Origin of the sequence: Fontimonas thermophila (genome assembly GCF_900113085.1) — a bacterium.
Classification (GTDB): domain Bacteria; phylum Pseudomonadota; class Gammaproteobacteria; order Nevskiales; family Nevskiaceae; genus Solimonas; species Solimonas thermophila.
This window is the reverse complement of the sequence record NZ_FOOC01000004.1, coordinates 78,472-98,064: the sequence shown is the minus strand read 5'-3', so window position 1 is coordinate 98,064 and position 19,593 is coordinate 78,472. Positions and strand designations below refer to the sequence as shown.

The window sequence follows — 19,593 nt, the reverse complement described above, 5'->3', positions numbered from 1 at the left end:
CCCGTCAGACACCGTCGCCGACGAACGGATTCGTGCGCCGCTCTTCGCCAAAGGTCGACAGCGGCCCGTGTCCGGGCACGAAGGTGATGTCGTCGCCCAGCGGGAACAGGCGTTCGCGGATCGAGCGGATCAAATCCGCATGATTGCCGCGCGGGAAATCGGTGCGGCCGATCGAACCCTGGAACAGCACATCACCGACGAAAGCGAGTCGGCGCTCGGGCTGGTAAAACACCACGTGCCCGGGAGTATGCCCCGGGCAGTGGATGACCTCGAAGGCAATATTGCCGACGCTGACGCGATCGCCGTGCCGCAGCCAGCGGCTGGGTGTAAACCGCTGCGCCGGCGGGAAACCGTACAGGCGCGCGGCTTCCGGCAGCAGCTCGATCCAGAACGCATCGTCCTCGTGCGGTCCTTCGATCGGCAGCCCCAGACGCTGCGCGAGCTCGCCGACTACACCGATATGATCGAGGTGGCCATGGGTCACCAGCAGCTTCTCCAGCTTCACGCCTCGACGCTGCACCGCATCGAGCAGGCGCTGGGGCTCGCCGCCGGCGTCGATCAGCGCACCGCGCTGCGTATCCGCATCCCAGACCAGCGAACAGTTCTGCTGGAATGGCGTAACCGGAATCACCTCGACCTGCAACGGAGAACCCGTCATCGGCAGGCTCCGGCCAATGGGCGAACCCGCAGCGCATCGCGTTTGGCCGCGATGGCGGCAACAAGCCTGTCATGCGCATCGACGAACAAGCGCAGACCCTCGGTGAGCAAGCGGTCGGCGACCTCGTCGAGAGGCAAACGCCAGTGCTCGACCGCCGCCATCGTCGCCTGAGCCTCGTCGAGTCCATCGAGCAGGCTTGCGCGCACGCAGCCGTGGTCACGAAACGCATCGAGTGTCGCCGGCGGCAGTGTATTGACCGTATCCGGACCGATCAGTGCCTCGACATAGTACACATCGCGATAAGCCGGATTCTTGGTGCTGGTGCTGGCCCATAACAGCCGCTGCGGCCGCGCCCCGCGCGCAGCCAGCGCCTGCCAGCGAGGCTGTGCAGTCAGTTGCCGGTAATCGGCATAGGCGAGCCTGGCATTGGCGATCGCGACACGCCCCAAGAGCGCGCGCAATGCCGTCCGTTCATGGTCATCGTGCGTCGAGGCGATGCGCTGCTCGATACAGGTATCCATCGCCGTGTCGATGCGGCTGATGAAGAAACTGGCGACGCTTGCGACGCGTCCGATCTCGCCACCGGCTGCGGCGAACGCCTCGAGTCCGTCGGCGTAGGCATCGGCCACGGCACGGTAGGCGCTGCGCGCGAACAGCAAGGTGACGTTGACATTAATCCCCTCGCCGATCAGACGGCGGACGGCGGCGATCCCCGGCGCCGTGCCTGGCACCTTGATCATCAGGTTGGGCCGATCGACGGCGCGCCACAGCCGCTGCGCCGCGCGCACCGTCGCATCCTCATCCAGCGCAAGATGGGGTGAGACTTCCAGGCTGACATAGCCGTCAGCGCCGCCGCTGCGCTCATAGACCAGACGCAGCCGGTCGGCCGCACGGCGGATGTCGGTGATCGCCAGTTGCTCGTACAAATCCTGCGGATCGCGCACCCCCATTGCGACAAGCGCGGCGAGTTCGGCGTCGTATTCGTCACTGCCGCCGATCGCCTTTTCAAAAATCGCGGGGTTCGAGGTCAGCCCGCTGATGCCATCGGCATCGATCAGACGCTGCAATCCATCCCCGTCGAGCAGCTTGCGGGCGATGAAATCGAGCCAGATCGACTGGCCCAGACGTTGGCATTCCAGAAGCGGATTCACGGCAGATTCACTCGCTGACATGGACACGGATGTTCGACCCCCTACCCGGCTCAACAGGATACCGGCAGTGCGGTCATCCGAGACATCGGCAGTTCAGTCGCGATTCATTGCAGACTGCTGCAATCATCTCCACCATCCAGCAACCATTGAGGACCATCCATGTACGCCAGAACCCTGCTGCTCGCCGTCATCGTCGCTATCGCGCCCACGGCGTGGGCCGATTCCATCTCAATCGATACCGGCGATGTGCGCATCGTGCTCACCGACCATGAACGCGACATCATCCGCGAGTATTACCGGCAACTGCCCGCACCGCCGGCCAAGCCCTTGAACAAGGGCATGCAAAAGCGCCTGGAGAAAGGCAAGAGCCTCCCGCCCGGCTGGCAGAAAAAACTTGTCCGTGGGGCAGTCATTCCGGCCGACATCTGGGCCTGGCACGAGCCGCTGCCACACGACGTCTTGGTGCGCTTGCCGCCCCAGCCGGAAGGCGTGATCACCGTCCGCATCGACAGCCAGATCGTGCGCGTGATCGCCGCAACCCATGTACTGCTGGACGCTTTCGCGATCGACTGAGATGATCATCGTGTCCCGATGATCATGTTCATCCCAACATCAGCGCTCGCCGTCATGAAAACCGTCATCACCGCTGTGTTCGTCTGTGTGCTGCTGACCCTGGCGGCGTGTTCCCGGATCACCCCGGAAAATTACGCCAAGCTCGAAGCCGGGATGACCCGGGAAGAGGTGTATCGGCTGCTCGGCAAACCCGACGACGTCTCCGGTAGCGGCATCGGTCAGCTCACGCTCACCACCGAGACCTGGACTGGCCCCAAGCACATCGTCCGTGTCACGTTTGCCGGTGACAAGGTCACGCTCAAGCGCATCCAACCGCGTCAGGAGTAGTCCACGCGAAATCGGCCGGCAAAGCCGGCCTCTGGGTTTCCACCGGGGCAGCGCGCAGGGTAATGTGCGCTGTCTTCTCGCTGATGCCGCCGCCCATGAGCCGTATCGTCGATGCCGTCACCGCCGTGCTGATCCATGACGGCGAGATCCTGGTCACGCATCGCCAGGACTTCCTGAAAGCCTTTCCGGGCTATCGTGCATTTCCGGGTGGCAAAGTGGATGGCGCCGATGACAGCGGCCTTGTGCCCTCTCCGATCTGGGACGGACACGACGCGCGCCTCGTACGCGCACTGATCCGCGAGTTGCGCGAGGAAATCGCCCTCGACGTGGAGCAGGAGCCCGATCTGCTCTCGCAGCTACGCCATCTGGGCATCGCCTTGACACCTCCGCCGGCACCGCTGCGTTTCAACACCCACTTCTTTGCCCTCGAACTCACACGGCGACCGCACCTACGCCCCGATCCGCAAGAAATCGCCCAACTCGAATGGGCCACGCCGGCACAGTGGCTGCGCCGCTATGAAAACGGTGAGCTGCTGGCGGCGCCGCCGACGGTAGCGGTGTGGCGCGCACTCGCCGAGGACATTCAGGCGCGCGACATTCCCGGCCTGCATTTCGAAACACGCACGGCTTTCGAACTCCCGCTGATCGAGTCGATCTACGGCGTGCGCCAGATCATCGTGCGTTCGAACACCCTGCCGCCGGCACAGCACACCAATTGTTTCCTGCTCGGGGATCCGCAATCTCATCGCGTGCTGGTCGATCCGTCGCCAGCCGACGATGCCGAAATGGAGCGGCTCTGCGCACTCGTGCAGCGTTTCGGCATCCACGAAATCTTTCTCACCCACCACCATCCCGACCATCGCGAGCGGGCCAATCTGATGGCGCGCTGCTTCGAAGTCCCCATCGGCATGTCGGCGGATACGCGGGCGCGCATCGTCAGCCGCAGCGGCAGCGACTGGCTCGATGGCATCGCCGTGCATGAGTATCGCGAAAACGACGTGCTGTGCCGCTGGCTCGGACGCCCGGTGCGCATCATCGAAGTGCCGGGCCACGACGAAGGTCAGCTCGCGCTGATGCCGGACGATCGCGCCTGGTGTCTGGTCGGCGATCTGATCCAGGGCCTGGGCACGGTGGTGATTGCCAAGCCCGAGGGACACATGGGGCGGTATTTTGCCTCGCTGCGCAAGCTCATCGCACTCGCGCCCCGTGCCATCTACCCATCGCATGGCATGGGCATGGGCGGCACCCACCGCCTGCGCGAAACCCTGGCGCACCGGGAACTGCGCGAACAACAGGTATTGGCCCTGTACCGCGAAGGGCGCAGCATCGAGCAGATGCTGCCAGTGATCTATGCCGACATCGACCCGCGTCTGTTACCACTGGCACGCATGAACATCGAGAGCCATCTCGACAAACTGCGCGAGGATGGCGTGATTCCAGCCTGACCGGGAAATCTCTTGAGAGCGCCGTCGGAGTTGCTACGGCAGCAAGGTCATGCGCAGTTCGACCTTGCCTTTTTTCAGATGTTCGAGTTTGACCGGCACGTAATCCCGGCTCGGCGCCAGCCAGTAGTGAAACGGACGCCTGGGATCGTCGATGCGGTCGATCCGGATCGCATCGAAGCTGCCGGCCGGCGTCTTCACGATCTCCCGGCCGACGACGGCAAAGCGATAGGTCTTCATGCGATCGTCGTCCACCATCGTGAACTCGGCCTGGGCGGGCGCCTCGCCGGCCGCATGGCGGATCACCCACAGCCGCACCGCTTCGCGAATGACGAAACGGTCGTAAGCGCGTCCCGGCAATTCGCGCACCGTCATCACCCCGCCCTTGAGGGTCTTGACCTCGTTCCTGCGCCAGTCGAAATCGAGCATGAAGCTCTCGGCCTCGCGCTTGTCGTTGACGTACTGGAAATGCCGGGATTCGATCTCGCCGTCACGCAGGCAGAAACGGCTGATCTCGCGCGGCGCGCCGTAAGTCCAGCGCACCAGGGCGATCGGATCGGTGCTCGAACTGTAACGCCAGCAGCCATCGACATCGGGCGATAGCGCGATCGTGCCCTCGCCGAGCGTGATGCCTCCCCACTCCACCGCATAGCGGTCGCTGCGCGGTGCAAGGTACGCACCGGGGTCGAATGCCCTGGCGCTCACGGCGGTGACGAGCAGCAGCGCGAGTACGGCAATGCGGATCACTTGAACGTCTCGTCGAGTGCATCGAGCGCAAGCGGCGCATCGAGCCAGCGTCCGCGGAACCAGACCCGATCGTCGATCATTCGCAGCTCGTCGCGGGCCAGCCACGCGACCGCCTGCGGATAGATCTTGAGCTCGATGTCGTGCATGACGCGCTCGGCCAGAGAGTCGGGCGTATCTTCCGGCCGCACCGTTAACTTCCCCTGAATGATCCGCGGCCCGCCATCGAGCTGCTCGGTGACGAAATGCACGGTCGCGCCATGCTCGGTGTCTCCGGCCAGAAGGGCGCGACGATGGGTATCCAATCCAGGGTGGCGGGGCAGCAGCGAGGGGTGGATGTTGAGCATGCGGCCACGGTAGCGGCCCACGAAGGCTGGCGTGAGAATGCGCATGAAGCCGGCAAGCGCCACGATATTCGGCGCATACCGATCGAGCAGCGCACCGAGGGCGGCATCGTATGCCGCGCGATCGGCATGATCGCGCGGCGAGAGTACCGCCGTGTCGATTCCGGCGGCCTGCGCACGCGCCAGACCCAGGGCATCGGCGCGGCTGCTGACGACCACGCCGATATGTCCGTCGATACGGCCATCGGCACAGGCATCGATCAGCGCCTGCAGATTGCGGCCACGCCCCGAGATCAGCACTGCAATCCGAGCACTGCCCACGGCTTATGCGAAACGCACGTCCTGGTTGCCGGCAACGATCTCGCCGAGTATCCAGGGCTTGGTGCCGGCAGCCTTGAGCTGCGCGAGCGCAGCATCGGCCTTGAGGCGTGGAACCACGAGCGCAAAACCGAGCCCACAGTTGAATACCCGACGCATCTCGTCTTCGTCGATGTCACCCTGGGCTTGCAGCCAGTTGAAAATCTCCGGCCGACGCCAGCTCTGCAGATCGACGACGGCACCGACCCCCTTGGGGAAGCAGCGCGGCAGGTTGCCGGGAATGCCGCCGCCGGTGATATGGGCCATGCCACGCACCGGCACACCGGCGGCGAGCAGATCGAGCACCGGTTTGACGTAAATCGTCGTCGGTGCCATCAGCGCCTCGGCGAGCGTTGCCTTGCCGAAAGGCTGGTCGAGACGGGTCTTGCGCAGATCGAGAATGCGGCGCACCAGCGAATACCCGTTGGAATGCGGGCCGCTCGAGGGCAATCCGATCAGCACGTCGCCGCGCTTGATTTTCGAGCCGTCGATGACCTTGCCCTTTTCGGCGACGGCGACACAAAACCCGGCAAGATCGAAATCGCCAGGCGGGTACATGCCGGGCATCTCGGCGGTTTCGCCACCGACCAGCGCACACCCCGCGAGCTTGCAACCACGCGCAATACCGCGAATCACCCGGGCGGCGACACGCCTGTCGAGCTTGCCGGTGGCGTAGTAATCGAGAAAAAACAGCGGCTCGGCGCCACACACGAGCACGTCGTTGACGCACATCGCGACCAGATCCTGGCCCAGACCTTCGATCAGGCCGGTCTTCAGGCCGAGCATCAATTTGGTACCGACGCCATCGGTGCCACTGACCAGTACCGGGTTCTTGTACTTCTTCGGGATTCCGACCACGGCGCCGAAGCCGCCGACACCGGCGAGCACCTCCGGCCGCTGCGTGGATCTGACGATTTTTTGGATGTCGCCGACGAGCGCGTCGCCCTCGTCGATGTCGACCCCGGCGTCGCGGTAGGTCAAACCAGCCTTCTTGCCCATCGATGACTTCCCTCGAGAATGCGTACGGCCCAGGAAAAGCCGGGCCGCAGAGTGCCTATCATTTTAGCGGGCAGCCCCGGATAATTTCCCCATGCGTGCATGGATTCTTCTGATCGGTCTGGTGTGGACCGTCCTGGCGGCTGCGCAGATGCCATCGGCGATGCAGGCCTATGAGGCGCGCGTGCCGGTGGCCGACCAGTCACCTGCGGAGCGGGACCGCGCCCTGCGCGAAGCTCTGCGCGAGGTCGTCGCCCGCATCACCGGCGATGCAATCCCCGGAGAACAAGCCCAGAGCGTGATCGACCAGGCTGCGCGGCTGGTCCAGCGTTATGGCTATGCGCGCGAACCCGACGGCAGCCTCGTACTCATCGCCGGTTTCGACGGCCGCGCCGTGGAAGCACGCCTCAAGGCCCTGGGTCTTCCGGTCTGGGGGGTCTATGCAGCGGCGATCGAAGACGTGCAGATGCAGATTGCCGGCATCACCGATGCCGCGGCCTATGCGCGCGCGCTCGAGGCGCTGCGCAGTGTGCCCGCTGTACGCAGCGTCCAAGCCGTGCGCGCCAACGGCAACCGGCTCGAACTGCACCTGCGTGTCGAAGGAGGCGCTAGCCGCCTCGTCGGCGCATTGTCCGCCACCGCTACGTTCGTGCAAGACCCGTTGGGAACCTCCGAACTGTCGTATCGCCTGGTCCGGTGAGCAACACTTTGCGTCAGCACTGGTACTGGTATGCGGCCGGCATCGGCCTGGTGCTGTTTTTCTGGCTGCTGGCACCGATCCTGACCCCGTTCGTCCTCGGCGCCGGACTCGCTTACCTGGGTGATCCCATCGTCGATCGCCTGCAGCGCTGGGGCTTGTCGCGCACCCTTGGCGTCGTCGTCGTTTTCCTGATCCTGACCCTGCTCGGGCTGATCGCGCTGGTGCTCGTCGCCCCGATGCTCTACCAGCAGTCGCTCGCCCTACTCAAAAACATTCCCGACTGGCTCGCTTGGATCCAGAACGTAGCCCTGCCTTACCTCGGCGTGAGTCTGCCGCCCGGCGTACAACTGGACGTGCAAGGCCTCAAAGCCATCGTCGCCGAGCACTGGAGCAGCGCCGGCGATCTCGCCCGCCTGGTGTGGGCCCAGATCTCGCAATCTGGCGCGCTGCTGATCACGGCGGCCGCCAACCTGCTGCTGGTGCCGATCGTCACCTTCTATCTGCTGCGCGACTGGGATCATCTGGTCGATTGGATCCGCAGCATGATTCCGCCGCGTCATCTGCCTCTGATCAGCCGGCTCGCAGCCGAAACCGATGCAGTCATGGGCTCGTTCGTGCGTGGCCAGTTCAGCGTGATGATGGCGCTTGCAGTGCTCTACAGCATCGGCCTGGCGCTGGCCGGCCTCAAGCTCGCGCTCGTGATCGGATTCATCGCCGGCATGCTCAGCTTCGTACCCTACCTCGGCTTTGCCGTCGGCTTCATCGCGGCGGCACTGGCGATGCTCGTCCAGGAGCAGGCGCTGCTGCCACTCGTGTGGGTCGCGCTGGTCTTTGGCGCCGGCCAAATCATCGAGAGCTGGTGGCTGACACCGACGCTGGTCGGTGACCGTATCGGCCTGCATCCCGTTGCCGTCATCTTCGCACTGATGGCGGGTGGCCATTTGTTCGGCTTCGTCGGTGTCCTGCTGGCGCTCCCAGGATCGGCAGTGATCGCGGTGCTGCTGCGTCATGCCAAGCAGCAATGGCTGCGCAGCCCGCTCTACGGCGGCGGCGCACCAGCGGCACCGCCCGATACCGCAACCGACCACGACACCCTGCCATGAGAGGCGCGCAATTGCCGCTCGCCGTGCAGCTGCGCGACACGGCGAGTTTCGACAGCTACTTCATCGGGCCGAACACGGAGGCCGTTGCCGCCCTGCGCGAGCTGCGCGAACCGATCCTGATCTATGGCAGCGCCGGGAGCGGTCGCACGCATCTACTGCAAGCAGCCTGCCGCCTGCACGGCGGGGCCTACCTGCCGCTCGCCGCGCTCCGCGACATCGGACCCGCGGCACTGGATGGATATGCAAGCCCGCATGCCGTCTTCATCGATGATGCCGACTGCGTCGGCATGGAGCGGACCTGGTGCTGGGCACTGCTCCGCCTGCTCGACCGCCTGCGCAGCGAGGGACGCCGCTTCGCGCTTGCCGCTTGCGCCACACCAGACCGCTTGGATCTGGCCGTCCCCGACCTGCGCACACGGCTCGCCCAGTGTGCGGTGATCGGCCTGCGTCCGCTCGACGACGCCCAGCGCGCCGAACTGCTGCGCCTGCGCGCACGCCAACGCGGCCTGGATTTGCCCGATGAGGTCACCCGCTGGCTGTTGCGCACATGGCCACGCGACACCGGCAGCCTGCTCGCTGCGCTCGACATCCTCGACCGCGGCACGCTCACCGCGAAGCGGCGCCTGACGCTGCCGCTCGCCCAGTCTCTTCTCGGTTCCGCCAGCGCACATAAAGCACCTGACCGATGAAATCGGCGGCGGCCAGGCCGGCGATGGCGAAGGCAACGACGCGCCGTGCCGGATCGGCCCACCCCTCGGCGAGCCACAGCGCGCAATAGCACGCGATCAGCATCGACGACCACTGATACGTGTAAATCCGCCCGCGCAGAATGCCGGGCAAGGACACCGCCAGTAACAGCGCCCCGAGCCAGGACAGAGAACTGCCGCGAGCCATCAGCGCCAGCAAAAGCAGCGTATGCGCGGTGACCGCCAGCGCGCGTGCGTACCGGCTGAGCGGTCGCTGCCGATAAAAACCGCATTCAGCCATCACGACCTCGCCGCAGGCAGACGGCAACTTGGGCGACGCGCCGCCCCAGGGCCTCACACAACACCGCCTCCTCGCGTGTCAGTGCCTGGGGCTTATTGCCGACGCCCGCGTAATGACTGGCTCCGTAAGGCGTGCCGCCGGCCCTCGTCGCCGACAATTCCGGCTCGGTGTACGGCAATCCGACGAGCAGCATCCCGTGGTGCAGCAGCGGCAGCATCATCGACAGCAGCGTCGTTTCCTGGCCGCCGTGCAACGTGCCGGTGGAGGTGAACACGCCCGCCGGCTTGCCGACGAGCGCGCCGGACAGCCACAGCGCCGACGTGCCGTCGAGAAAATGCTTGAGCGGCGCCGCCATGTTGCCGAAGCGGGTCGGGCTGCCGAGGATCAGACCATCGCAGTCGCGCAAATCCTCGTCTTGCGCATACGGCGGGCCTTCAGCGGGAATCTCGGGCCCGCCCGCCGCGCAGTCGGTGGTCACCGGCGGCACCGTGCGCAGCCGGGCGCATGCCCCGCGCACCGATTCGATGCCGCGTGCGACCAGGCGCGCCATCTGCGCCACCGAACCATGTCGCGAGTAGTAGAGCACGAGGATTTCGGCCACGACGGTCTCCGCCGGTAATTTTCAAGAGCAACGCCGTATTGTAGGGTTTGATCGATGATCCCGAATCGATATCGATGGGCGGCACCGGCCATCCTTGCCATTGCCCTGACCGCCTGCGGCCTGCACCGTATCCCGCCACCGTCCCAGCGCATCGCGCCTGCGGTTGCGCCGGAACAGGCCAGCGCGACGCCGCCGGCCCAATCCGCGCAGACGCTCGCTGACGGTTTGCTCGCGGCGGCCCGCGCCCGCCATGCCGAAGCCGCCGCCGCATGGCCCGATTGGCCCGAGCGCGGCGAAACCGAACGCTTGTTGACCGCGGCCGAGCGCGCCGCACGCACCGGCGACGACGGCCGCATGCGTGATCTCGCCACACAAGCCTTGCAGCGCGCCGACGAAGCACTCGACACCGCCTACCTGCTGCGTGCCGACGTCGAACTGCAAAAACTCCAGACCTACACCGGCTTGAGCGACGAGCAACTCGAACGGATGCGCGTGGCCGAGCTCGCCCTCGCGCGCCGGCAGGGCCGTTCGGCCTGGGAATTGCTCAACGCCCTCAACCGCGAGCTGGCCCAAGCCAACAAGCGCTACGTCGTTGCCGCCGGCGACAGCCTCTGGGTCATTTCCGGCCGCCCGGAAATTTACGGCAACCCATATCTGTGGCCACTGGTCTGGGAAGCGAATCTCGACGTGATCCGCGATCCGAATCGGCTGCGTGCCGGCCAGCAGCTGCGCATCCGCCTCCATCCGACGATCGAGCAGGTCGTGCGCGCGATCGAAACCGCGCGCAGCTACCGCCGAACGACCGTCCATATCGGCGAGGTCCGCGAAACCACGCCTTGAGCCACCGCGCGCAGTCCAGATTCCTTCGTCTGTAGCTACCCGCCTCCGTCACATGCCGGCTCAGCCGCGATACCAGCGCCGGTTCAGCGCCTCGATCACTTTCGCCGGGTATTCGATGCGGCCGTAGCTGCCGTTGTAGCGCGCCAGCGCGTTGATCAGATTGCCGCGCTCCTTGTCGAGATAAAACTTCAGAATCGTGCATCCCATGCGCAGGTTCGTGCGCACGTGGAACAGGTTGTCATCCGGACGGCCGATTTCCTCGAGCCAGAACGGCATGATCTGCATGAGCCCCTGTGCGCCGGCCACCGACACGGCATAGCGGTCAAAGCGGCTTTCGACTTCGATGACGGCGAGCACCAGCTCCGGCGAGAGTTTCGCGCGCCGGGCCTCGCTGTGGACGAGGCGCAAAAGTTCGAGACGTTCTGCGTCATCGGGCAGAAACGGGCGCAGGCGCGCGGACATATCGACGAGCCAGACCTCGGCGTCGTAGCGGTGCTCGAAACTGTCGGCGGCGCCGACCGTCCGCGCGAGCAGCTCGCGCAGCTCCGGCTCCGGCGGCTGCGTCGGCGCCGCGTGCACGGCGCATGTCCACAGCACACACCCCACCCACGCGCAGACGGCGATGGCTGTCACCGACACCGTGGCGCGCGTGCACATCCCGATCACGGCCTTTAGGTTCCGAGCTTCTCCAGCACCGCCGCGGTTGTCGCCGGAATCATCTCGGGCTTTCCGGCGCGACGATGCTTGTATTCGTACTGCTGCTGCGCAAGTCCCTTGTCGCCGATGACGATGCGGTGCGGAATGCCGATCAGATCGGCATCGGCGAACATCACACCCGGCCGCTGGCCACGGTCATCGAGCAGTACATCGACGCCCGCGGCAACGAGCTCTGCGTAGAGGGTTTCCACGGCCACGCGCACAGTCTCGGACTTGTCCATCCCGATCGGACAGAGGATGACCCGGAATGGAGCGATGGCATCCGGCCAGATCATGCCGGCGGCATCGTGGGATTGCTCGATCACCGCTGCGGCCAGGCGCGTGACGCCAATGCCATAACAGCCCATCTCGGGGACCACCGCCTGGCCCTTGTCGTCGAGCACGGACAAATGCATGGCGGCGCTGTATTTGCGCCCGAGCTGGAAAATATGCCCGCCTTCGATGCCACGATAGAACTTGATACGACCGACGCCATCCGGGCTCGGATCACCCTCGACGATCATGCGCAGATCGGCGACCTGCGGCTCGCGACAATCGCGCCCCCAGTTGACGCCGCGCAGATGGTGATCGTTTTCATTGGCGCCGCAGACGAAATCCGCGATGGCAGCAGCGGCATGATCGGCGATCACGGGAATCGGGCATCTCACCGGTCCGAGATAACCCACCTCGCAGCCAAACACCCGCTGCACCTCCTCGGGCGCGGCGAAGGTCAGCGGACTCGCGACGAGCGGGTGCTTGGCCGCCTTGATCTCATTGAGTTGATGATCACCGCGCAGCGCAAGGGCGACGAGTCCGCCATCGGCACCCTTGACGACGAGTAGCTTGACCTTGCCGGTCAGCGGCACGTTCAAAAACTTGGCAACCTGCTCGCAAGTCCTCTGTCCTGGCGTTGCGACTTTCTCCAGCGCCTGCGTCGGCGCCGGACGGGGTGTCTGTGGCGGCAGACAGGCGGCGGCCTCGACATTGGCCGCATAGGATCCGCTGTCGGACACGGCCAGCAAATCCTCGCCCGATCCGGCGAGGATGTGGAATTCCTCCGATTGGGAGCCCCCGATATTGCCGGAATCGGCCTGGACGATGCGGAAATCCACCCCCAGACGCGTGAAGATGCGCGCATAGGTCTGGCGCATGTTTTCGTATTCCCGCGCGAGATCCTCGCGGTCCATGTGGAAGGAATAGGCATCCTTCATGATGAACTCGCGCGCGCGCATCACACCGAAGCGCGGACGGCGCTCGTCACGGAACTTGGTCTGGATCTGATAGAAGTTCACCGGCAGCTGCCGGTAGGAACGGAAATCCTGACGGAAGTGATGGCAGATCACTTCCTCATGCGTCGGACCGTAGGCGAAATCGTTCTGGTGACGGTCCTTGAAGCGCAGCATCTCCTCGCCCATCTGCTGCCAGCGGCCCGACTCCTGCCACAGCTCGGCGGGATGCACGGATGGCATCAGCACCTCGACCGCACCGGCACGGTTCATCTCCTCGCGGATGATCGCCTCGATCTTGTGTAGGACGCGCAGCCCGATCGGCAGCCAGGTATAAAGCCCGGCGCCGAGCTTGCGGATATAACCCGCGCGCAGCATCAACTGGTGCGAGACGACCTCGGCGTCGGCCGGGGTTTCCTTGGTGGTGTGCAGCGGAAATCTGGAAAGGCGCATGACGGTCGGCAATCGTGGTCGGCGCAGATTGTAGGACAGCCGCGCCCGGTCACGCCTCAAGCCCGCACGTCACGGCAGCGACCAGGGCTCCGGACGGTGCAGATGGAAACCCTGTGCATAGTGCACGCCGAGCTCACCCAGGCGCGTGAGCGCCTCCGCGTTCTCGACACATTCGGCGATGGTTTTCAGGCCGCGCAGACGGGCGACCTTGACCATGCTCTCCACCGTCGCCGCATCGACGGCATCGTGAGCGACATTGCGCACGAAACTGCCGTCGATCTTGAGCGCATCGACGGCGAGGGTCTTGAGATAGCTGAACGAGGACATCCCCGCCCCAAAATCATCGAGCGCCACCGAACATCCGAGCGCCTTGAGCGCATCGACGAGCGCCACGGCACGGGTGGTATTGGCGATTGCCGCCGTCTCGGTGATCTCGAAACAGATCAGATCGGGCGAGACCTCGTGGTATTCGAGCTGGCGGGCGATATAGGAGGCGAGTCCCTGATCGCCGAGACTGTGCCCGGACAGATTGACGGCAATGACCGGCCGCTGCGCCGGCGGGATACCCGCCATCTCGCGCAGCACACGCGCGATCACGCGGCGATCCACCTGCGGCATCAAGCCATAACGCTCGGCGGCGGCCACGAACTCCGCCGGCGTGGACCAGCCAGAGGCGCCGCGCACCCGCAGCAGCGCTTCGTAATGCGGACGGCCGTTCGCCGACGCCAGCGGCTCGATCCGCTGGCGATACAGGGCAAACCGGTTGGCTTCGAGCGTGTCCAGTACACGTGCGCCCCAGGATTGCGCGCCGCGCAGCCGGCTCAGCTCGTCGTCGGACCGCCGATAAATCTCGATGCGGTTGCGCCCGCGCGCCCTGGCCGTCTCGCAGGCGGCATCCGATGCCGCCATCAGTTCGGTGAAATCAAAGAAAGCATCGGCAAACGCAACGACGCCGGCGCTCACGGTCACGTCGTACGCATGGCCATTCCATTCGAAGCCCTGGGCGGCGACCTGCAGGCGCACGCGCTCGGCGATCTGCCAGGCGCGCTCGGCGTCGGTGTCCTCGACGCTGACCGCGAATCCGTCGCCGTTCAGGCGGGCCGGCTCGTCTTCTTCGCGCAGCAGCGAGGCGATCAACTGTCCGAACTGCGCGATCAGACGCTCGCTCGCCTGCCGGCCGTACGCATCATGGATCAGTTTGAACTGATCGATCTCGAAGCGGATGAACACGCCGTCCCGCTGCCGGGCCAGGCGCATCCGCAGCCGTTCCTCGAATGCGCGTTGGGTCAGCAGACCGGTGAGTTCGTCGCGCTGCGCGGCGTACCGGCCATGACCCTCTCCGGGCGACCACAGCAGGACGTGGCCTGCGTCGAGCCGCAAGGGATAGGCCTGCTCCGACGGCTCGCCTGCCTCACCCGCGTCGGCAAGCCGTTGCTTGAGCTGCGCCAGGGTCATCTCCTCGAGCGCATCCTGCGACAGCGCACAGCGGTGCAAAAGCGCCGGGTTGGCGGCGAGAACACGGCCTTCGGTGTCGATCAGCGCAAGCAGCTGCGGCAGTTGCCGCAGCAGCTCGGATGCCGGCAGGCGTTCGAAAAGATCCCGCAGTGCCTGCGGCGAATTCACATCATCCATAAATCACACTCACCGAGCCGCATCTCTCCCCGACTGAATGGGCCCTGATACAAGAAACGGTATGGGCGGCTCGCGCGGCGAAGGCGCAAACCATAAGGCGGCGCGCATGTTACCCGAAAGTCAATGAAGATAGACATGCCGCCACACTCAACCGCAATCGCGCGCCGTAAAACGCGCGGCCCGAGAATCAAGACCGCGCGTGCCCACGCAACCGACCGCTCTGGGCCTATCGATCTGCCTTGCAGCTCGTTGCGTCAACCATGCTGAACTTTGCGCCCGGCGATGGGCCAGCGGGCGATCGACCTGACCTGCGCAGCCCAAAACACGATGAGCGGCAATCCGCCCCGGTTGTCACCGATAGGATCATACGGGCGGTGCGCTTTTTCAGTCTTTGATCGCGATCGGCTGCTCGCACGCCATGGCGTTTTCCAGCCGCCAGGCGCGCAGTTCGAGCACCCCTTTGGTATTGAGCGAGACCACCAGGCACAACGCGCCATCGGCAAGTTCCTCGACGCCGGGCACGGCCGCACGCTGTGGATTCGACCACACCCGCGCCCAGCAAGGCTCGTCGGGTGGCGGCGATGCAGGCTCGATGTACACCCGATCCGGCTCACCGCCGCGCGCACCGACCACGCCCCGGATCGATGCCGGGGATGCTGCCTGCGCGGCGTGCAGGATGCGCACGGCCAGGCGCCGTGGAATGACGAGAACGGATTCATCCACGGCGCACTCCGCAGACGGCACACGCGGGGTCGATACCGATGCGATGGGAATACCAGCGCATACGACGTGCATCCCAGTGATGCAAACGCCCGGCATCATCACCGATGCCGAGCAGCAGCTTGAGTGCAGCAAGCGCTTGCAGGCATCCGATCGTACCGACCACCGGACCGAGGATGCCGGCCTGTTCGCAGGCTTCCGCCGCCGCACCGGTATCGGCATAAAGACAGTGGTAGCACGGTCCGCCGCGGCGCAGATCGAAAACGGCAATTTGTCCTTCGAGGCGAATCGCCGCGCCGCTGATCAGCGGTTTGCGGGCCCGCACACAGGCTGCGTTGATCGCATAGCGCGTCGGGAAGTTATCGGTACAGTCGAGCACGACATCGGCCTGAGGCAGTGCAGCGGGCCAGGTTTCGGCGTCGAAGCAGCCGATCTCGATCTCGCCATTGAGCGCGCGCAGCTGGGCAGCGGCAGCGGCAACCTTGGCGTGCCCGACATCGGCCTGGCGGTATAGCGTCTGTCGCTGCAGATTGCTGACATCGACGCGGTCTCGATCCGAGAGCCACAAGCGACCGACGCCGGCACCGGCCAGATACTGGGCCGCGGCCGTCCCCAGCCCGCCAAGTCCGATGAGCAACACCGTCGAATCACGCAGCAAGGCCTGCCCGTTGACACCCACCTCGGGCAGGATCACCTGCCGGCTGTAGCGGGAGAATTCCGTCATGCCGAGGTCCCGTGACGCAGGAAGCGCCCCGCGGTGGCGCGTTCGCGCCCGCCATAATCGCAACGCGTGGTGACGCCGTCGAAACCCGCCTGCGCGAACAGCGCGCGCACGGCCGGACCCTGCTCGTAACCATGCTCGACGAGCAGCCAGCCGCCGGCGACGAGGTAAGCCGGCGCGCCCGCGATGATTTCGCGCAGCGCGTTGAGACCGTCCGCGCCGTCGGTGAGCGCGATCGCCGGCTCGTATGTCAAGGTTTGCAGATGCGGATCGTCGTGGGCGATGTAGGGGGGATTGCTCACGATCAGATCGTAGGTTTGCCGCATCAATGGCGCCAGCCAGTGCCCGGCGTGGAAACGCACGCGTCCGGGCAGCAGTCTTTGCGCATTCTCCTGTGCAACCGCGAGCGCCGCTGCAGAAAATTCTGTCGCCTCGACCTGCGCATCGGGCCGCTCCGAAGCCAAGGCCAGGGCCAGGGCACCGCTGCCGGTGCCCAGATCGGCGATGCGCGGTGCCTTGCACCCGGCGATGAGCTGCAGCCCCCACTCCACCAGCAGTTCGGTTTCCGGGCGCGGAATCAGCACTGCAGGCGTCACCTTGAGATTCAACGTCCAGAATTCCTTGTCGCCAGTGAGATACGCCACCGGCTCGCCGCGTGCGCGACGCTGGACGAGGGCATCGAAACACTCGGCTTCATGCCTCGGCAGCAGCTGATCCAGACGCGCGAGCAGCTGCGCGCGCCCCAGACCTGTAACCTGCCCGAGCAGCAGTTCCGCGTCGAGACGCGGACTGTCGGAGATGACCGCGATCCGCTTTTGCGCTGCCATCAAGGCTTCGCCGATGCGCATGTGTGCTCTCGTCAGATCTCGCCCAGCTCGGCGAGCTGTGCCGCCTGGTACTCGGCGAGCAGCGGCTGGATCACCGGATCGAGATCGCCCTCGATGATGCGATCGAGCTGGTAGAGCGTGAGATTGATGCGGTGATCGGTCACCCGCCCCTGCGGAAAGTTGTAAGTCCGGATCCGCTCGGAGCGGTCCCCGCTGCCAATCAGTTGCCTGCGTTGCGCGGCCATGTCCGCCGCTTGCCGGCTGCGCTCGGCATCGATCAGGCGTGCCTGCAGCAGGGCCATCGCCTTGGCACGATTCTTGTGCTGCGAGCGTTCCTCCTGGCATTCGACGACGATTCCAGTCGGAATGTGGGTGATGCGGATCGCCGATTCCGTCTTGTTGACATGCTGACCGCCGGCGCCACCTGAGCGGAACGTATCGATTTTCAGATCCGCCGGGTTGATCGTGATCTGGGATTCCTCGACCTCCGGCAGCACGGCGACCGTCGCGGCCGAGGTGTGGATGCGCCCCTGAGCCTCGGTTTGCGGCACGCGCTGCACGCGGTGTGCGCCCGATTCGAACTTCAGTTGCGAATAGACCCCAAAGCCGATCACCCGCGAGATGATTTCTTTGTAGCCGCCGTGCTCGCCCTCGCTCGCCGACAGGATCTCGACCCGCCAGCCACGGGCTTCGGCGTAGCGCGAGTACATGCGGAACAGATCACCGGCGAACAGCGCCGCTTCGTCACCACCGGTACCGGCACGGATTTCGAGGAACACGTTGTTGTTGTCGAGTGGATCGCGCGGCACCAGATGGCCGCGCAAGGCCTGCTCGAGGCTTTCGATGCGGGTCTTGACCTGCGGATACTCGGCCGCGGCGAGCGCACGCAGTTCCGCATCCGGATCGCGCTGCATCTGTTCGAGCTCGGCCAAGGTCTTGAGCGCATCGCGATAGGCATTGAACGTCTCGACCACCGGACCGAGTTGCGCGTACTCCTGCGACAAACGGCGGAACCTGTCGGTATCGCCGATCACGGCCGGATCACCGAGCTCGCGCGCGATCTCGTCGCGGTGCTCGGCCATCTGCTCCAGCTTGGCAATCAGAGAGGGTTTCATGGGCAGGCAATCATAGCGGCCGATGGCCGCAGCGGCGTGCGATACACGCGCTAGTCTTCCGGCAGATCGAACAGGCGCCGCGCCGCGTTGAGCAGCAAGGCCTGCTCCACCGCATCGGCACGGCGCAGTGCCTGCGAAGGCGCGTGCAGGATCTTGTTGCTGAGCGTGTCGGCGACGAAGGCCAGCACATCTTCGGCGGGTTCGCCGGCAGCCAGACGGCGGCGCGCCTTGTCCAGAACCTCGTCACGGCTGGCGCGCGCGCGCGCGCGAATGGCCTGGATCGTCGAGGCCGCATCGCGGCTCTCGAGCCAGCGGGCGAACTCCTCGGCCTGGGTCTGCACCAGCACCTCGGCCTGACGCGCGGCCTCTTCGCGCAGTTTCAAGTTCTCGGCGACGATGTCGCGCAAATCGTCGATGCTGTACAGATAGATGTCCTCGAGATCGGCGATGCGCGGGTCGATGTCGCGCGGCACGGCGAGATCGATCATGAACACCGGCTTGCGCCGCCGCGCGTGTACGGCGCGCTGCATCGTGTCACGATCGATGATGTAGCCGCGTGCAGCCGTCGACGAGACGATCAGATCGGCATCGCCGAGGTAAGCGGGCAAGTCATTGAGGCTGATGGCATAGCCGTGCAAATCGCGGGCGAGCTTCTCGGCGCGTTCGAGGCTGCGATTGGCGACGACGATGCGGCCGACGCCGTGCTGGTGCAAGTGCCGGCCGACGAGCTGCATCATCTCGCCGGCACCGATCAGCAGCGCGGTCTGCTGGTGCAGATCGGCAAAGATGCGGCGCGCCATCTGCAGCGCGGCGTAAGCCACCGACACCGGATGCGCGCCGATCTGGGTCTGGGAACGCACCAGCTTGGCCACGGCAAAAGCGTGCTGGAACAACCGCCCCAGCACCGGCCCGAGCGCGCGCACCTGGCTGGCGATGGCATACGTCTGCTTCATCTGGCCGAGGATCTGCGGCTCGCCGACGACCAGCGAATCCAGTCCGGCGGCCACGCGCAGGCTGTGGCGCACGCTGCCCAAGTCCCGGTGCGTGTAGAGATATTTCTCGATGTAGCCCTCGGGTGCTTGACGCTCGCGTCGCCACCACTCGATCAGTTTCGACTCTGCCTCGAGCGCGGTCACCGCCATGATCTCGGTGCGGTTGCAGGTCGACAGGATCGCGGCTTCGTCGATGCCCGGCAACGCACGCAGCCGGATCAGCGCCGACGGCAAGTCCGACTCGGTGAACGCAAGCCGCTCGCGCGCCTCGACCGGCGCACGGTGATGGCTCAGACCGAGAGTGAGCAGGGCCATAGCTGTCCGTTGCGTTGACCGCACAATTTTACGCTGGCCTGGCAACGGACAAACGCCATTGAAGACACGGGCA

General features: G+C 65.4%; 22 protein-coding genes. 7 read left to right on the top strand and 15 right to left on the bottom strand.

The window, feature by feature from the left end; all coding sequences use genetic code 11:
- Window positions 1-4 precede the first annotated feature (4 nt).
- Together BMZ48_RS05245 and tal are read right to left on the bottom strand one after the other, a co-directional pair.
- Complete coding sequence (locus tag BMZ48_RS05245; RefSeq protein WP_091532649.1) at window positions 5-658, bottom strand: MBL fold metallo-hydrolase; 654 nt, start codon at window positions 656-658, stop codon at window positions 5-7.
- On the bottom strand, window positions 655-1,809 hold the full coding sequence (tal, locus tag BMZ48_RS05240; protein ID WP_234981529.1) for a transaldolase: 1,155 nt from the start codon (window positions 1,807-1,809) through the stop codon (window positions 655-657). The genes BMZ48_RS05245 and tal overlap by 4 nt, the downstream gene beginning before the upstream one ends.
- 159 nt (window positions 1,810-1,968) lie before the next feature.
- Between tal and BMZ48_RS05235 the strand changes: the two genes are divergently transcribed.
- The 3 genes from BMZ48_RS05235 to BMZ48_RS05225 all read left to right on the top strand — a co-directional run bounded on the left by BMZ48_RS05235 (window position 1,969) and on the right by BMZ48_RS05225 (window position 4,154).
- Entirely contained in the window at window positions 1,969-2,382 is a 414-nt protein-coding gene (locus BMZ48_RS05235; protein ID WP_091532645.1) for a hypothetical protein, read from the top strand.
- Between the two features lie 54 nt (window positions 2,383-2,436).
- On the top strand, window positions 2,437-2,709 hold the full coding sequence (gene bamE, locus BMZ48_RS05230) for an outer membrane protein assembly factor BamE domain-containing protein (RefSeq protein ID WP_091532979.1): 273 nt from the start codon (window positions 2,437-2,439) through the stop codon (window positions 2,707-2,709).
- A gap of 95 nt (window positions 2,710-2,804) precedes the next feature.
- Complete coding sequence (locus BMZ48_RS05225; protein ID WP_159431093.1) at window positions 2,805-4,154, top strand: NUDIX domain-containing protein; 1,350 nt, start codon at window positions 2,805-2,807, stop codon at window positions 4,152-4,154.
- Between the two features lie 33 nt (window positions 4,155-4,187).
- Here BMZ48_RS05225 and BMZ48_RS05220 read toward each other — a convergent pair whose 3' ends face one another.
- The 3 genes from BMZ48_RS05220 to purM are packed head-to-tail and all read right to left on the bottom strand — an operon-like array spanning window position 4,188 to window position 6,595.
- Window positions 4,188-4,898: a DUF3108 domain-containing protein gene (locus BMZ48_RS05220; protein WP_159431092.1), complete on the bottom strand. Its 711-nt coding sequence runs from the start codon at window positions 4,896-4,898 to the stop codon at window positions 4,188-4,190.
- Window positions 4,895-5,560 carry a phosphoribosylglycinamide formyltransferase gene (gene purN, locus BMZ48_RS05215; protein ID WP_234981528.1) on the bottom strand — a complete coding sequence of 222 codons (666 nt, stop codon included), beginning with the start codon at window positions 5,558-5,560 and terminating at the stop codon, window positions 4,895-4,897. The genes BMZ48_RS05220 and purN overlap by 4 nt, the downstream gene beginning before the upstream one ends.
- Before the next feature lie 3 nt (window positions 5,561-5,563).
- Window positions 5,564-6,595 carry a phosphoribosylformylglycinamidine cyclo-ligase gene (gene purM, locus BMZ48_RS05210; protein WP_091532639.1) on the bottom strand — a complete coding sequence of 344 codons (1,032 nt, stop codon included), beginning with the start codon at window positions 6,593-6,595 and terminating at the stop codon, window positions 5,564-5,566.
- Between the two features lie 91 nt (window positions 6,596-6,686).
- Between purM and BMZ48_RS05205 the strand changes: the two genes are divergently transcribed.
- Genes BMZ48_RS05205 through hda form a run of 3 tightly spaced genes read left to right on the top strand, consistent with a single transcriptional unit; the run spans window position 6,687 to window position 9,084 of the window.
- Complete coding sequence (locus tag BMZ48_RS05205) at window positions 6,687-7,292, top strand: DUF8605 domain-containing protein (RefSeq protein WP_091532637.1); 606 nt, start codon at window positions 6,687-6,689, stop codon at window positions 7,290-7,292.
- Window positions 7,289-8,395: an AI-2E family transporter gene (locus BMZ48_RS05200; RefSeq protein ID WP_091532635.1), complete on the top strand. Its 1,107-nt coding sequence runs from the start codon at window positions 7,289-7,291 to the stop codon at window positions 8,393-8,395. The genes BMZ48_RS05205 and BMZ48_RS05200 overlap by 4 nt, the downstream gene beginning before the upstream one ends.
- A complete protein-coding gene (gene hda, locus BMZ48_RS05195) occupies window positions 8,392-9,084 on the top strand; it encodes a DnaA regulatory inactivator Hda (protein ID WP_159431091.1) in 693 nt (230 codons plus the stop codon). Before BMZ48_RS05200 ends, hda begins: the two co-directional genes overlap by 4 nt.
- Here hda and BMZ48_RS05190 read toward each other — a convergent pair.
- Window positions 9,002-9,382, bottom strand: coding sequence for a DUF2069 domain-containing protein (locus BMZ48_RS05190; RefSeq protein WP_091532631.1), 381 nt, complete (start codon window positions 9,380-9,382; stop codon window positions 9,002-9,004). The genes hda and BMZ48_RS05190 overlap by 83 nt on opposite strands.
- Window positions 9,375-9,983 carry an NAD(P)H:quinone oxidoreductase gene (gene wrbA, locus BMZ48_RS05185; RefSeq protein WP_091532630.1) on the bottom strand — a complete coding sequence of 203 codons (609 nt, stop codon included), beginning with the start codon at window positions 9,981-9,983 and terminating at the stop codon, window positions 9,375-9,377. Before wrbA ends, BMZ48_RS05190 begins: the two co-directional genes overlap by 8 nt.
- 54 nt (window positions 9,984-10,037) lie before the next feature.
- On the opposite strand from wrbA, the gene BMZ48_RS05180 reads away from it, so the two are divergent.
- A complete protein-coding gene (locus tag BMZ48_RS05180) occupies window positions 10,038-10,823 on the top strand; it encodes a LysM peptidoglycan-binding domain-containing protein (RefSeq protein WP_091532628.1) in 786 nt (261 codons plus the stop codon).
- Between the two features lie 60 nt (window positions 10,824-10,883).
- Here the strand turns inward: BMZ48_RS05180 and BMZ48_RS05175 are convergent, their stop codons facing one another.
- The 8 genes from BMZ48_RS05175 to hemA form a co-directional block, all read right to left on the bottom strand.
- Window positions 10,884-11,480, bottom strand: a complete 597-nt coding sequence (locus tag BMZ48_RS05175; RefSeq protein ID WP_091532626.1) for a lytic transglycosylase domain-containing protein — start codon at window positions 11,478-11,480, stop codon at window positions 10,884-10,886.
- A 14-nt stretch (window positions 11,481-11,494) separates the two neighbouring features.
- Window positions 11,495-13,198, bottom strand: a complete 1,704-nt coding sequence (locus BMZ48_RS05170; RefSeq protein ID WP_091532624.1) for a proline--tRNA ligase — start codon at window positions 13,196-13,198, stop codon at window positions 11,495-11,497.
- A gap of 69 nt (window positions 13,199-13,267) precedes the next feature.
- Complete coding sequence (locus BMZ48_RS05165; RefSeq protein ID WP_091532623.1) at window positions 13,268-14,830, bottom strand: EAL domain-containing protein; 1,563 nt, start codon at window positions 14,828-14,830, stop codon at window positions 13,268-13,270.
- Window positions 14,831-15,214: 384 nt separating this feature from the next.
- Complete coding sequence (locus tag BMZ48_RS05160) at window positions 15,215-15,553, bottom strand: hypothetical protein (RefSeq protein WP_091532622.1); 339 nt, start codon at window positions 15,551-15,553, stop codon at window positions 15,215-15,217.
- Window positions 15,546-16,274: a HesA/MoeB/ThiF family protein gene (locus BMZ48_RS05155; RefSeq protein ID WP_091532621.1), complete on the bottom strand. Its 729-nt coding sequence runs from the start codon at window positions 16,272-16,274 to the stop codon at window positions 15,546-15,548. Before BMZ48_RS05155 ends, BMZ48_RS05160 begins: the two co-directional genes overlap by 8 nt.
- Window positions 16,271-17,119, bottom strand: coding sequence for a peptide chain release factor N(5)-glutamine methyltransferase (gene prmC / locus BMZ48_RS05150; RefSeq protein ID WP_091532619.1), 849 nt, complete (start codon window positions 17,117-17,119; stop codon window positions 16,271-16,273). The genes BMZ48_RS05155 and prmC overlap by 4 nt, the downstream gene beginning before the upstream one ends.
- A gap of 11 nt (window positions 17,120-17,130) precedes the next feature.
- Window positions 17,131-18,213: a peptide chain release factor 1 gene (prfA, locus tag BMZ48_RS05145; RefSeq protein ID WP_091532618.1), complete on the bottom strand. Its 1,083-nt coding sequence runs from the start codon at window positions 18,211-18,213 to the stop codon at window positions 17,131-17,133.
- A 50-nt stretch (window positions 18,214-18,263) separates the two neighbouring features.
- On the bottom strand, window positions 18,264-19,520 hold the full coding sequence (hemA, locus tag BMZ48_RS05140; RefSeq protein WP_091532616.1) for a glutamyl-tRNA reductase: 1,257 nt from the start codon (window positions 19,518-19,520) through the stop codon (window positions 18,264-18,266).
- Window positions 19,521-19,593: the final 73 nt, after the last annotated feature.